At 66.3% G+C, this 12,909-nt stretch carries 12 protein-coding genes; 4 read left to right on the top strand and 8 right to left on the bottom strand.

Translation table 11 applies throughout. The features are described 5' to 3' along the window. Positions 1-17: 17 nt before the first annotated feature. A complete protein-coding gene (locus tag OY559_RS05335) occupies positions 18-356 on the bottom strand; it encodes an MGMT family protein (protein WP_277729032.1) in 339 nt (112 codons plus the stop codon). Between the two features lie 41 nt (positions 357-397). Between OY559_RS05335 and OY559_RS05330 the strand changes: the two genes are divergently transcribed. Continuing rightward, positions 398-808, top strand: a complete 411-nt coding sequence (locus tag OY559_RS05330) for a hypothetical protein (RefSeq protein WP_142123758.1) — start codon at positions 398-400, stop codon at positions 806-808. Positions 809-921: 113 nt separating this feature from the next. Here the strand turns inward: OY559_RS05330 and OY559_RS05325 are convergent, their stop codons facing one another. Next, the gene (locus OY559_RS05325; protein WP_277729031.1) at positions 922-2,043 is read right to left on the bottom strand and encodes an inorganic phosphate transporter; all 1,122 of its coding nucleotides are present in this window, start codon (positions 2,041-2,043) and stop codon (positions 922-924) included. A gap of 12 nt (positions 2,044-2,055) precedes the next feature. Next, entirely contained in the window at positions 2,056-2,682 is a 627-nt protein-coding gene (locus OY559_RS05320; RefSeq protein WP_277729030.1) for a DUF47 domain-containing protein, read from the bottom strand. A gap of 331 nt (positions 2,683-3,013) precedes the next feature. On the opposite strand from OY559_RS05320, the gene OY559_RS05315 reads away from it, so the two are divergent. Beyond that, on the top strand, positions 3,014-4,297 hold the full coding sequence (locus OY559_RS05315; protein WP_277729930.1) for a hemolysin family protein: 1,284 nt from the start codon (positions 3,014-3,016) through the stop codon (positions 4,295-4,297). Between the two features lies 1 nt (position 4,298). Beyond that, positions 4,299-4,922, top strand: coding sequence for an exopolysaccharide biosynthesis protein (locus tag OY559_RS05310; RefSeq protein WP_277729029.1), 624 nt, complete (start codon positions 4,299-4,301; stop codon positions 4,920-4,922). Between the two features lie 119 nt (positions 4,923-5,041). Here the strand turns inward: OY559_RS05310 and OY559_RS05305 are convergent, their stop codons facing one another. From OY559_RS05305 to OY559_RS05295, 3 genes are all read right to left on the bottom strand, one after another. Beyond that, entirely contained in the window at positions 5,042-7,162 is a 2,121-nt protein-coding gene (locus OY559_RS05305; protein ID WP_277729028.1) for a putative bifunctional diguanylate cyclase/phosphodiesterase, read from the bottom strand. Beyond that, positions 7,159-8,052 (bottom strand): phosphate/phosphite/phosphonate ABC transporter substrate-binding protein, encoded by an 894-nt coding sequence (locus OY559_RS05300; protein ID WP_277729929.1) that lies wholly within the window; start codon positions 8,050-8,052, stop codon positions 7,159-7,161. Before OY559_RS05300 ends, OY559_RS05305 begins: the two co-directional genes overlap by 4 nt. Positions 8,053-8,138: 86 nt before the next feature. Beyond that, positions 8,139-8,945 (bottom strand): RNA methyltransferase, encoded by an 807-nt coding sequence (locus OY559_RS05295; protein ID WP_277729027.1) that lies wholly within the window; start codon positions 8,943-8,945, stop codon positions 8,139-8,141. Positions 8,946-9,040: 95 nt separating this feature from the next. Here OY559_RS05295 and OY559_RS05290 point away from each other — a divergent pair, with 95 nt between their 5' ends. Then, positions 9,041-9,862, top strand: coding sequence for an inositol monophosphatase family protein (locus OY559_RS05290; RefSeq protein WP_277729026.1), 822 nt, complete (start codon positions 9,041-9,043; stop codon positions 9,860-9,862). Between the two features lie 163 nt (positions 9,863-10,025). Here the strand turns inward: OY559_RS05290 and secF are convergent, their stop codons facing one another. Both secF and secD read right to left on the bottom strand, forming a co-directional pair. Further along, positions 10,026-11,000: a protein translocase subunit SecF gene (gene secF / locus OY559_RS05285; RefSeq protein WP_277729025.1), complete on the bottom strand. Its 975-nt coding sequence runs from the start codon at positions 10,998-11,000 to the stop codon at positions 10,026-10,028. Positions 11,001-11,013: 13 nt separating this feature from the next. Beyond that, positions 11,014-12,897, bottom strand: a complete 1,884-nt coding sequence (gene secD, locus OY559_RS05280) for a protein translocase subunit SecD (protein ID WP_277729024.1) — start codon at positions 12,895-12,897, stop codon at positions 11,014-11,016. Between the last annotated feature and the right edge of the window lie 12 nt (positions 12,898-12,909).

The raw sequence follows: 12,909 nt of genomic DNA, 5'->3' as shown, positions 1-12,909 counted from the left end.
TCATAAGGGGCCGCGTGTCACCGCGCGCCAGGTCCCCACAGGGCGGCATCGAGATCGTCTTCCCTGCGCGGGCGTTTCACTCGTCCGTTCTCCACCTTCACGCCTTCCGCACGCAGGCGCTGGCTCTGTTCGCGGAACGCCTTCGAGCCTTCCGGGAATGCGATGCGGCCATCCGACCGCAGCACGCGGTGCCACGGCAGCGTGGCATCGTCGTTCTGGCTGAGGATGCGTGCGGTCAAGCGCGCACGGCCGGGCAATCCGGCACGGTGCGCCACTTCGCCATAACCCGCCACCTGCCCGCGCGGAATGGCGCGGATCGCGGCCAGGATGCGATCTTCGGGAGACTTGGCGCTCATGGCGGATTAGCATAGCGGCATCGGCAACACGGGAGTACACCATGCAGAACTTCGAACAGGTGCGCGGCCACCTGCATTCCTCCGGCTACAAGGTGGCGATGCACGACGCCTACGTGGCCTGCGTGGAACTGTCGCTGGACAACGGCAAGCGCCACCAGTCCATCTTCCTTTCCGAACTGGGCAACGACGACGAACGCGGCTACCTGCGCGTGAGCACGGTGATCGCACCGATGACCGGCATCGACGCCAAGCGCGCCCTGAAGTTCAACTGGCAGAGCAGCGTCGGCTATCTGGCCATCGGCGAACTCGACGGCGTGCCCTACCTGCAGTTGTGCGAGAACCGCCCGTACGAAAGCCTCAGCCCTGCGGAAGTGGATCGCCTGGTGCTGGAGATCGGCGGCCTCGGCGACAGCATGGAGCGCGCGCTCTCTGCGGAAGGCGACCTGTTGTAGGGCGGGCCCAGGCCCGCCATCGCGGAGCAAAAAAGCGCCGGAAGAACCGGCGCTTTTTCGTTTCCCCCGGCGCTCGCACGTGGTGGGCCGAGGCCCACCCTACGACGCGTGCCTCACGCCCAGCCGATCGCTTCCAGCAGGCGCAGCAGGCCGTAGGCGATGCCGCCGGCGGCGGGAATCGTCAGCACCCACGCCCACAGGATCCTCTCGATGACACTGAACTTCAGCGCGCGAGGATTCTTGGCGAAGCCCACGCCCATGATCGCGGTAGAAATGCTGTGCGTGGTCGAGACCGGCATGCCGAAGTGCGCGGCCACGGTGAGGATGGTGGCCGAACTGGTCTCCGCGGCGAAGCCATTGATCGGGTGCAGCTTCACCATCTTGTGCCCGAGGGTCTTGATGATCTTCCAGCCGCCCGACGCCGTGCCCAGGGCCATCACGATGGCGCAGGTGATGACGATCCACATGGCGATGTCCTGCTCGCCCGCGGCGCCGGGATGCAGGAACGCCAGCCAGCCCGGCAGGTCGTCCAGCGCACCGCTGGCTTCGGCACCGAACAGCGTCAGCGCGATGATGCCCATCGTCTTCTGCGCATCGTTGTGGCCATGCGCATAGCCCATGTAGGCCGCCGACAGGATCTGCGCCTTGCCGAAGAACCTGTTGACGAAGTGCGGACGCGCCAGCCGTCCCAGCCAGCCGCCCGCCCGCGACAGCATCGCGATCAGGCCCCAGAGCGCCACCATCACCAGGATGCCGAGCAGGAAGCCCGCCACCGGCGAAGTGACCATCGGCAGCACCACCTTCCACAGGATGCCCTTGTTCTTGGTCCAGTCGCCCACCGTCTCGGACCAGATCAGCGCCGCCCAGTCGTTGTGGGCGGCGGCAAGCGCGGCCCCGCACAGGCCACCGATCAAGGCGTGCGACGACGACGAGGGCAGACCCTTCCACCACGTGATCAGGTTCCACACGATGCCGCCGAGCAATGCGCACAGGATCACCTGCGAGGTCACCTGCACCACGTCGGTGTTCACCAGGCCGGACGCGATCGTCTTGGCCACTGCCGTGCCCATCAACGCGCCGACCAGGTTCATGCCGGCGGCCAGCATCACCGCCTGGCCAGGTGACAGCACCTTGGTGGCGACCACGGTGGCGATGGAATTGGCGGTGTCGTGGAAACCGTTGATGAACTCGAAGACGAGCGCGGCCAGGATCACCACCAGCACAAGGGTAAGCATGATGGAGACCCGTCAGCTGTTCTTGAGGACGATCTGGTACGCCACCACGCCGGCTTCACGGCAGCGGTCGATGGCCTTTTCCAGGATCTCGAAGAACTCCTTCAACAGGAACATCTGCAGGTGGTCCAGGCGGCCGGAGTAGATGTCGCGGTACAGCTCCAGCATCAACCGGTCGGCCTCGTTCTCGATCGCGCGCAGCTTCTCGTTGAGCGAGGTCATGCGATCGATGTTCATCTTCTTGATTTCGTGGACCATCTCCACCACCACGCTGGCCGCCTGTTCCAGCATCGCCGCGCGTGGCGCGAAGTCGATCCCGTCCAGGTGCTGGAGGGCCAGCGAATAGCGGTCGGCGAACTTCTCGACCTGCTTGGGGATCTTGTACAGCGCCGACCCCAGGGCTTCGATGTCCTCGCGCTCGATCGGCGTGATGAAGCTGTCCACCAGCGCCTTGCCGATCTTGTCCGAGGCCGCGCGCTCGCGCAGGCGCGCCAGCTTGAAGGCATCCAGCGCCGGCTGGCGGTCGGTGGCCTTCATCATGGTGTGCAGGGCCTTGGTGCTGTCGTGGGCGGCTTGGGCGGCCTCGTCCAACAGCGTGTAGAACTGCTGGCCGGAGCCGAAGATCGTCTGGAGGGAGAACATCGGGCGGTCCCACCGTCACGGGATGGACGGCTTCAGGGGCGGAATTATGACCGTTTCATGACGCCCCGCGACAGCCCGGCGGCGCAAAGGCCGGGACACGGGGGCCTGCATTGGCCGAATGCCTCGTTCAGGTTCACGCCTCGGCCCGCCGGCCGTTTGCTAAACTCGCCACGCGCCTCCGGGTGCACCCTATGGACGACGACCCTACTTCCCCCCACTGTCCCCGCGACAGATCCCCCCGCCCGCCGGCCCTCCCCGCCCTGAACGGAGGTTGCCGTGCTTGAGCTAATTGTCGTATTCGCCTTTGGTCCTGCTGAACGGCTTCTTCGCCATGTCCGAGATGTCGGTCATGACCTCGCGCAAGAGTCGCCTCAAACAGATGGCGCAGACCAGCCACCGCGCCCAGCGCGCGCTGGACCTGTCCGAGAAGCCCGAGAACTTCCTGTCCACGGTGCAGATCGGCATCACGCTGATCGGCGTGCTGACTGGCCTGTTCGGTGGCGAAGCCATCGGCATGGCCATCGCCGACCGGCTACAGGGCGTGTTTCCATCACTCGCGGCCAGTTTCACCCTTGTGGGTGAGCCACAGCCTTGGTCGGAGCTGATCGGCAAGACCCTTGCCGTCGCGCTGATCACCTTCCTCACGTTGATCTTTGGCGAACTGGTACCCAAGCGTCTTGCAATCACGGCGCCGGAAACGATCGCCGGTGTCGTCGCGGTGCCGATGGGCTGGCTGGCGAAAGCCGCCTTCCCCTTTGTCTGGCTGCTCTCCCACAGCACCCGCTTGGTTCTGCGCCTGCTGGGTCTGGGCAAGGACCAGGTATCCACCATAAGCGAGGAAGAAATCCGCATGCTGGTGTCCGAAGGACACGAGGCCGGCGTGATCGACGTCGACGAGCGCAACATGATGAATCGCGTACTGCGCCTCGGCGACCGTACCGCCGACAGCCTGATGACGCCGCGCAAGAAGATCACATGGCTGGATGCGTCGGCGTCGTACGAGGAGAATCTGCAGACGATGCACGAGTCCGCGTTCTCACGTTTCCCCGTGTATCGCGGCAACGACCAGGACGTTATCGGCGTGCTGGAAGTGAAGTCGCTGCTGGACCGTTTCGGCATCGACAAGCCCGATCTTTTCATCAAGCTGCGCGAGCCGCTGTTCGTCTCCGAATCAACCCATGCGATGAAGTTGCTGGAGATCTTTCGCGAAGAGCAGCAGTCGCTGGCGCTGGTCGTGGACGAATACGGCGAGATCCAAGGTCTGGTCACCCAGAGCGACCTGATGGGTGCCGTGGTCGGCCGCCTGCAGGCCAGCGAGAACACCGAGGATGCGCCGCTGGTGGTGGTGCGCGACGATGGTTCGCTGCTGGTGGACGGATCGCTGCCGAACGATGACCTGCGTGAGCTACTCGGCGGCGTAGCCCTGCCGGACGATGACGAATACAACACCGTCGCCGGCATGATGATCGAACGCTTCGGCCGCATCCCGCATGTCGGCGAACGCCTGGACTGGGCGGGCTGGCGTTTCGAAGTGGTGGACCTGGATGGTGCGCGCATCGACAAGCTGCTGCTGCAGAAGCTGCCGGAAACCGACGGCGAAGACCTGGCCGTCTGACATGGCACCCGATGCGACACCCCATACCAGCACCGTCGCCCTGCTGGACGGCTTCGCCACCGGCGATCCAGACGATGTACTGCGCCTGGGCGACCTGCTGAAGGACTTCGGTCCCGCCGCCTTCGGCATGCTGCTGTTCCTCGGCGTACTCCCCGCCTTCATCCCGGTCCCGGGCGTGGGCGGCGCCATCGGCGGCCCGATGGTCATCCTGGTGGGCGTGCAGCTGCTGCTGGGCATGCGCAAGTTGTGGCTGCCGCAGTTCCTGGCCCGCCGTGGTCCTCATCGCAGCGCGATGATGCGCTTCCGCCAGCGCATGGCACCGTGGCTGCACCGACTGGAGAAGCTGGTGCGCCCCCGCATGTCCGCATTCCTGGACAACCGCATCGCGCTCAGTTTCACCGGCCTGCTGCTGATCCTGCTGGGCCTGCTGCTGGCGCTGCCCATTCCGTTCACCAACTACGTGTTCGGCATCCTGCTGCTGCTGTTCGCTTTCGCACTGCTCGAACGCGACGGCGCGCTGCTGCTGGTGGCCTGGGTGACGGGCAGCATCGCGGTCATCGTGTTCGGTTTCCTGTCCGGCAACCTGGTCGAATCGCTGACCGCACTGTTCGCGCGCTGGTTCTGAGTCTTCAAAGTCGGGCAATGATGTGGATCGGGATGCTGGTGTGGGAGCGACGTAAGTCGCGATTGCCTGTCGACGCCGATAAAAGCTCGCGACTCACGTCGCTCCCACAGGAAACAACTTCAGGCCACGAGCTGCGCGAATTCGGCCGCTGTGACCGGATACCCCAGCCAGTAGCCCTGCGCCAGGTCGCAGCCGCGCTCGCGCAGCAGGTTGAACTGGCCTTCCTTCTCCACGCCCTCCGCCACCACGGTGATGCCGAGCGAATGCGCCATCGCGATGATGGCCGTGGTCAGCGCGAGATCGTCGGGATCGCGCAGCATGTCGGCGATGAAGCTGCGGTCGATTTTCACGCCATCCACCGGCACGCGGCGCAGATGGCTCAGGCCTGAGAAACCGGTGCCGAAATCGTCCAGCCAGACCTTCACGCCGGTGCGATGCAGCGTGGCCAGCAGCGCACTGGCGTGCGCTTCGTCGCTGATGACGGCGGTCTCGGTGAGTTCCAGATGCAGACGCGACGCCGCCAGACCGGTGTCGCGCAGGCACTCCGCGACCACCTCGGGAAGATCACCGCTGCGCAACTGGCGCGGCGACACGTTGACCGAGACGAACAGCGGATCCAGCGCGTCACGATCGGTACCCCAGCGCGCGGCTGCCGTGCAGGCAGCACGCAGCACGCGGGGGCCGATGCTCTCGATCAGGCCGCTCTGTTCGGCCACGTCGATGAAGACGGATGGCGCCACCATGCCCAGTTCCGGATGCTGCCAACGCAGCAGCGCCTCGGCACCGACGATGCGGCTGTCCGCCATGCGGAACACAGGCTGGTACATCAGGCTCAGTTCGCCCCGTTCCCACGCGCCACGCAGTTCCTGCTCCATGCGCACGCGCCGCTCCACGGCCTGGTCCATCGCACGGCTGTAGAAGCGGTAGCAGTTCTTGCCGGCCACCTTGGCCTGGTACATCGCGATGTCGCCGTTCTTCATCAGCGCGGTCGCACCGGAGGCGTCTTCCGGGAACAAGGTGATGCCGATGGAGGTGCCCAGGAAAACCTGGCGATCCTGCACCACGATGGGACGGCCCAGCTCGGCCACGAGCTTCTCCGCCAGGCGCGTGGCGCTGCCGCGCACATCGCCGTCCTGGATCAGGATCACGAACTCGTCGCCGCCGAAGCGGGCGAGCAAGGCATCGTCGCCCCCCATCTGCTCCACGGCATCGCGGATGCGGTGCGCGAACAGTTGCAGCACTTCATCGCCCGCTTCGTGACCCAGGGTGTCGTTGACGCGCTTGAAATCATCGATGTCGGCGAACAGCAGGGCCAGCTGCCGCCCCGCACCCCGCAGCATCATCAGTCGGTGATCGAGGCTTTCCCGGAACGCCAGCCGGTTGGTCAACCCGGTCAGCGAGTCGGTGTACGCCATGCGGCGCACATCGCGGTCGTGCCGCGCGATGCTGTCGCTCATGGTGCCGAATGCACGCACCAGTTCGCCGACTTCGTCCTGGCGTTCGCTGGTCATGCGCTCGCCGTTGTAGTTGCCCACCTCGATGTCATGCGCCGCGCGCGCGAGTTGCCGGACCGGACGGATCAGCGTGCGCTGCACATACAGCATGGTCGCCACGCAGGCCGCGACCAGAGCGGCCAGCAGCAAGGCGATCCAGCCGAGGTGGCGCGCGCCGAGTTCGTTGAGGCGCGCCCGCGCGGCCGCGATGGCCTTCTCCTCGTACGCCCGCACGGAGGCCACCGAGTACCCGACGCGTACCCCGCCGATGCGTTCGCTGCCGATCATGATGGGTTCGGACACGTCCACGATCTGCGCCGACCACTGCGTATGCATGCTGCGCGCGTTGACGGCCTCGTAGGCCAACGGGTCGGTCATCGTCTGCCCATAGACGGCGATGTCCGCCGTGCCGTCATGGATGATCCTGCCCTGGTTGTCGTACACCAGCACGTAACTGACGTCAGGCTCCTTCTGCGCCGAACGCACGATGCTGCCGATGGCGTCCAGATCGAAGTAGTACAGCGGGTTGGCCAGCGCATCCCCCAACTGGTCCACCGTGGCCTCGCCGTGCCGGCGCAGGCTGTCCTCGACCATGCCATGCATGGCGTCGCGCCCGAGGTCGGCGACTTCCTGCTGCATCATCTTCTGGCGCTGCAGCAGCGTCGCGAGCAGGGCGATGACCACGACCAGCATGATCGCCATCGCCGCCAGGAAGCGCGCCTGCAGGCCGAAGCGTAGCGCTCTCACTCGACCTGCTCCCTGACGCGCGCGACGCCACGGCGCAGGTTGTCCAGCGCCTGTTGCGATGCCGGATCCACCGGCAGGAAGCGGGTGGTGCGGAAAAAGACGTTGAGCGCGTCGCGGGCAGCAGGATCGTTTGCGGCTTCCAGCAACACCTCGCGCAGGCGTGTTTCCACCCTGGGATCAAGGTCGCCGCGCACCATCTCGAGTGCGCGCGGGAAATCCTGGGTTTCGTGGATCACGCGGAAGTCGCGCCTGAAGCCCGGTGGCATGCGGCGCACATCGTCCCAGTCCAGGTTGCTGACCACGCCGGCATCGACCAGGCGTTTGTGCACCCAGGCCGCGATGTTGAGCTCGGACCTCGCGAAGACATAGCCCACCGAATCGGCAGACGGACGATCCATGGGGGAGAGCAGGATCTCCATCCGCTGGCCCGCTTCCATCAGGGCCACGGAGGGCGCGAAATAGGCGCTGGTCGATGCGGTGTTCTGGAAGGCCACCGTGCGGCCCTTGAGATCGGCCAGCCGCTCCAGCCCGCTGTCGCGGCGGACGAAGAACACACCGTGGTAGCGGCTCACGCCCCCGCGTTCGGTCAGCAGCATCGGGCGCGCGCCTGCGCGCTCCTGCAACCGCATGCCGGTGCCCGCCGTCTCGGTGACCCAGTCCACCCGGCCGCGGCGCAGGTAGCTGGTCATCTGCTGGGCATCACGCGCCATCAGGATGCGGCCTTCAGTGATGCCCACGTCGCGCATCCGCGGCACCACGTAGTCGAGCAGCGGCTTGAGCTGCTCGTAGTGGGCCTTCGGATCGTCGCTGATGCGTCCCAGGACCAGGACGCGTTCGTCTCCGGCAGCGCTGGCCGGCGTGATGCTTGCGGGTAGCGATGCTGCGCCGATCACGGCCAGCGCCAGGCTGAACCAGGTTGTACGCAACGATAGACGCCCGCCAGAACGATGGCGGCAGCCTATCGGAAAACGTGAGGTTAAGACAGTGATCCGGATCCGCCAACGCCCGCCAAGCGCGCCATGCGCTGGGCATCGGCGAGGATGCCGCGCAGCAGGCGGACCTCCTGTTCGTTCAGGTCGGCCTTGGCGAACAGGCGACGCAGCTTGCGCATCGCGGAGTCGGGCGTGCGCCCTTTGTGGAAGTCGATCGCATCCAGCGTATCGGCCAACTGGGCGAAGAACCCTTCCATGTGCGCGTGGCTTGCGGGGATGTCGTCCGGGTGTACCGGGAAAGCCGCTGTCGCCGGCGCCCCGTCCAGCAATGCCATCCTCAGCTCGTAGGCCAGCACTTGCACGGCCGCGGCCAAGTTGAGCGAGCTGTACTCGGGATTGGCCGGGATATGCACCGCCGCATGGCAGAGCTGCAGTTCCTCGTTGCTGAGCCCGGTGCGCTCACGGCCGAACACCAGCGCCACCTCGCCCCCTGTCGCGGCCCGGCCGACCGCGAGTGCAGCTGCCTGCCGCGGCGGATGTTCTTCCAGTTGCACGCGTCGACTCCGGGCGGTACAGCCCAGGACCAGCTGGCAGTCGGCCACGGCCTCGGCCAGCGTTGCCACCACGGCGGCATCGGCCAGCAGGTCGTCGGCTCCGGCCGCACGCCGGTATGCCTCTTCCGCGGGGTAGTTCTCGGGCGCCACCAGCACCAGCCGCGCCAGGCCCATGGTTTTCAGCGCGCGGGCGGCCGCACCGATGTTGCCGGGGTGCTGGGTGCCCACCAGCACCACGCGCAGGCGGGCGGAGGCGGCCAGGGAAACGGGATTGGAGAAGGAAACGGGCGTGTTCATGGGGGCAAATGGTAAACTGCGCGGGCCGGTCTACGCGCCGTGCTGCTCTTTTCCACTTGTTCGCCCCACCCCACGCCTGTCCGAGGTTCGTTCGCATGCAGAAGCCCGTCGTCACCGTCATGACCAAGGCAGCCCGCCTGGCAGGCAACGTGCTGTTGCGCAGCATCAACAAGCTGGATGCACTCAACGTGGTGCAGAAGGAGCGGATGGATTACGCGAGCGAAGTGGACGCCGACGCCGAGAAGGTGATCATCAAGGAACTGCGCCGGGCCTACCCCGATTACGGTTTCGTCGGCGAGGAAAGCGGCGCCCAGATCAACGGCCGCTACACCTTCGTCATCGACCCGCTGGATGGCACCAGCAACTACCTGCGCGGTTTCCCGCACTACTGCGTGTCCATCGCCCTGGTGGACAACGGCGAGCCGACCGATGCGGTGATCTTCGATCCGCTGCGCAACGACCTGTTCACCGCCAGCCGCGGCGCCGGCGCCCAGCTCAACGAACGCCGCATCCGCGTGGCCGACCGCAAGGAACTGGCCGGCACCGTCATCACCACCGGCTTCCCACCGCGCGAGCGCGCCCGCGCCGGAGCACAGCTGGAATGCGTGCGCGAGCTGCTGGTGCACGCCGAGGACATCCGTCGCACCGGATCGGCCGCACTCGACCTGGCCTACGTGGCCTGTGGCCGCGTCGATGCCTATTTCGAGGCCGGCGTGAAGGACTGGGACATCGCCGCCGGCGTGTTGCTGGTACGCGAGGCCGGCGGCAAGGTCTGCGATTTCCGCGGCGCCGCGCTGGGCAAGATCGACGGCCGCACCGCCCTGCCCCGCCAGATCGTGGCCGGCAACCTCAAGATCGCCGAGGCGCTGCAGAAGACCATCGTCGGCTCGGGTTACGCGGCGGCGTTCAACGGCTGACAGTAACCCTTGTAGGAGCGCCCCTTGGGCGCGATGCTGTTGCAAATGCCCGGGTGAAGCATCGCGCCCAAGGGGCGCTCCTACGGGCATCCACCAGACGTTTGGGTGACCACGAAAAAGGCCGCGCAATGCGCGGCCTTTTTCTTTCCGTTGAACGTCCCGCTTACGGACGACGCGCCAGCAGCGCCTCGTCCTTCGCCTTCGGCATCAGGTCCTGCTTGGTGACCGTCAGGAAGCCGATGGTCAGCAGCGGGCACGCCACGAAGATCGACGAGATCGTACCCAGCACGATGCCGATCATCTGCGACAGCGCCATGCCTTCCAGCGAACCGCCGCCATACAGGTACAGCGCGAACACGGTCAGGAACGCCACGAACGACGTGATGATCGTGCGCGACAGCGTCTGGTTGATCGAGCGGTTCAGGATTTCCATCGGCTCGGCGCGCAGATTGCGGAAGTTCTCGCGCACGCGGTCGAACACCACGATCTTGTCGTTGATGGAGAAACCCATCACCGACAGCAGGCCGGCCAGGATGGTCAGGTCGAACTCGATGCCGCTGAAGGCGAAGAAGCCGGCCACGATCAGCACGTCCGCCAGGGTCGTGATGATCGCCGAGACCGCGAACTTCCATTCGAAGCGCACGGCGATGTAGATCAGGAAACCCACCACCACGAACAGCAGCGTATACAGGCCATTGAGCGCGAGTTCCTTGCCGACCTGCGGGCCGACGAACTCGCTGCGCATCACGGTCGCCGTGTTGCCTTCGCTGGAAGCCAGGCGCAGCACGTCCTGCGCGGTGCGGTCGCTGGCCTCGGCGCCGACCGCCGTGCCGGCGTCCTCGCGGGGCTGCAGGCGCACCAGCAGGTCGCTGCCGGTACCGAAGGTCTGCACCTGGGCGCTGCCATAGCCGCCGGCCTCCAGGCGCTCACGCACGCTGTCCACGTTCGGTGGCGTCTGGAAGCGCAGTTCGACCACCGTGCCGCCGGTGAAATCCAGTGCGAAATTGAAGCTCTTGAACGCGATGGCGCCGATCGCGGCGATGGCGAGCAGCGCCGCGATGCCGATGGACACCCAGCGCACGCGCATGAAGTTGAAGTTGGTGGTGTGCGGGATCAGCCGCAACGGGAAAAGGCTCATCTTCTGTCTCCCGTCAGATGGCGATGGACTTGATCTTGCGGCGGCCGCCGTAGATCAGGGTGGCGATGCCGCGCGACACGGTGACCGCGGTGAACACCGACGTCAGGATGCCGATGACCATCGTCACCGCGAAGCCCTTCAAGGGTCCGGTGCCGAAGGCGTACAGCGCCACGCCGGCCAGCAGCGCGGTCATGTTCGAGTCGAAGATGGTGCCCGACGCCTTGTCGTAACCGGTCGCGATGGCGGCCTGGGGAGGCACCCCCGCCCGCAGTTCCTCGCGTATGCGTTCGTTGATCAGCACGTTGGCGTCCACCGACATGCCGATGGTCAGGGCCAGGCCGGCGAAGCCGGGCAGCGTCATGGTGGCGCCGAACAGCGACATCACCGCCACCACCATCACCAGGTTGAGCAGCAGCGCGATGCAGGTGATCAGGCCGAACATGCGGTAGTAGACCAGGAAGAACGCCAGCGCGAAGACGAAGGAGAACACCACCGCCTTGGTGCCGCGCGCGACGTTCTCGGCGCCCAGGCTGGGGCCGACCACGCGTTCTTCGATGAAGTCCATCGGCGCGGCCAGCGAGCCGGCGCGCAGCAGCTTGGCCAGGTTGTCGGCCTCGGTCTTCTCCAGGCCGGTGGTCTGGAAGTTCTTGCCGAACACGCCGGCGATGCGCGTCGGCGCCAGCGCTTCCTCGCGCACGCGCACGCTGCGTACTTCCTTGCCGTCGACCATGGTCACGGTCGGCACGCGTTCGATGTACACCACGGACATCAGCTTGCCCACGTTGGCGCTGGTGTAGTCGAACATGCGCTGGCCGGCGATATTGTTGAGGGTGACGTCCACGGCCGGCAGGCCGTTGTTGTCCACGCCGACGCGGGCATTGACCATTTCGTCGCCGGACGCCAGCACGCGCTTGTTCAACAGCACCGGACCGGCGTTGTCGCGCAGCTGGTAGACCTTGGCCTCCGGCGGGATGCGGCCGCTGGCCACGGCGTCGGCGGCATTGCCTTCCACCACGGCGCGGAATTCCAGCGTCGCGGTCGCGCCGATCAGGCGCTTGGCCTCGGCCGTATCCTGCACGCCGGGCAGCTGGACGACCACGCGGTCGTTGCCCTGGCGCTGGATGATCGGCTCGGCCACGCCGATCTCGTTGATGCGGTTGCGCAATGTGGTGAGGTTCTGTTCGATCGCCTCGCTGGCGATCTGCTCCAGTTCCGCCTGCGGCAGGCCGATGGTGATCTGCTGGCCCGCGGCCTGGTAGGTCAGGCCCGAACCCGTGGCCAGCGTGCCGGCCGTGTTGCCACGCGAACTGAGGGTCTGCGCCAGTGCCTGCTGCGCGGCGGCAACGTCCTCGCCATCCGCCAGCGTCACCACGATGCTGTTGTTGGGTCGGCGTTCGACCGAGGTATAGCGGACGCGCTTGTCGCGCAGGGTGACCCGGGTGTCTTCCAGATAGCCGTCGACACGCTTGTCCAGCGCCGCCTTCTGGTCGACCTGCAGCACGAAGTGCACGCCGCCCTGCAGATCCAGGCCCTGCACCATCGGACGCGCGCCGATGTTGCCCAGCCAGTCCGGCACGGTGGATGCGAGACTCAGCGCGACCAGGTAGTCCTGGCCGAGCGCCTCGCGCAAGGCATCGTTGGCCGTGGTCTGCGCTTCCAGGCTGGGCAGGCGCACGAGCATGCTGGCGGCCTCGGTATCGACCTCCCTGGCCTGCACGCCCGCATCCTTCAACGCGGCATCCACGCGGCTGCGCAGGGCGGCGTCGATGGCGAAGCCGCGGTTGGCGGTGATCTGCACGGACGGATCCTGCGGATACAGGTTGGGCAGCGCATACAGCGCGCTCGCCAACACGACGATCAGGATCAGGACATATTTCCAGCGTGGGAATTCAAGCATCGTGGCGACCCG

Origin of the sequence: Pseudoxanthomonas sp. SE1 (assembly GCF_029542205.1) — a bacterium.
Classification (GTDB): Bacteria; Pseudomonadota; Gammaproteobacteria; order Xanthomonadales; family Xanthomonadaceae; genus Pseudoxanthomonas_A.
Note: the sequence above shows the minus strand (reverse complement) of the source record. Positions and strands in the feature narration are given on the sequence as shown.

Bases quoted from the DNA above. Each gene is read 5' to 3' on its own strand.
- OY559_RS05335 (WP_277729032.1), bottom strand. From the start codon at position 356: ATGAGCGCCAAGTCTCCCGAAGATCGCATCCTGGCCGCGATCCGCGCC.
- OY559_RS05330 (WP_142123758.1), top strand. From the start codon at position 398: ATGCAGAACTTCGAACAGGTGCGCGGCCACCTGCATTCCTCCGGCTAC.
- OY559_RS05325 (WP_277729031.1), bottom strand. From the start codon at position 2,043: ATGCTTACCCTTGTGCTGGTGGTGATCCTGGCCGCGCTCGTCTTCGAG.
- OY559_RS05320 (WP_277729030.1), bottom strand. From the start codon at position 2,682: ATGTTCTCCCTCCAGACGATCTTCGGCTCCGGCCAGCAGTTCTACACG.
- OY559_RS05315 (WP_277729930.1), top strand. From the start codon at position 3,014: ATGTCCGAGATGTCGGTCATGACCTCGCGCAAGAGTCGCCTCAAACAG.
- OY559_RS05310 (WP_277729029.1), top strand. From the start codon at position 4,299: ATGGCACCCGATGCGACACCCCATACCAGCACCGTCGCCCTGCTGGAC.
- OY559_RS05295 (WP_277729027.1), bottom strand. From the start codon at position 8,945: ATGAACACGCCCGTTTCCTTCTCCAATCCCGTTTCCCTGGCCGCCTCC.
- OY559_RS05290 (WP_277729026.1), top strand. From the start codon at position 9,041: ATGCAGAAGCCCGTCGTCACCGTCATGACCAAGGCAGCCCGCCTGGCA.
- secF (WP_277729025.1), bottom strand. From the start codon at position 11,000: ATGAGCCTTTTCCCGTTGCGGCTGATCCCGCACACCACCAACTTCAAC.
- secD (WP_277729024.1), bottom strand. From the start codon at position 12,897: ATGCTTGAATTCCCACGCTGGAAATATGTCCTGATCCTGATCGTCGTG.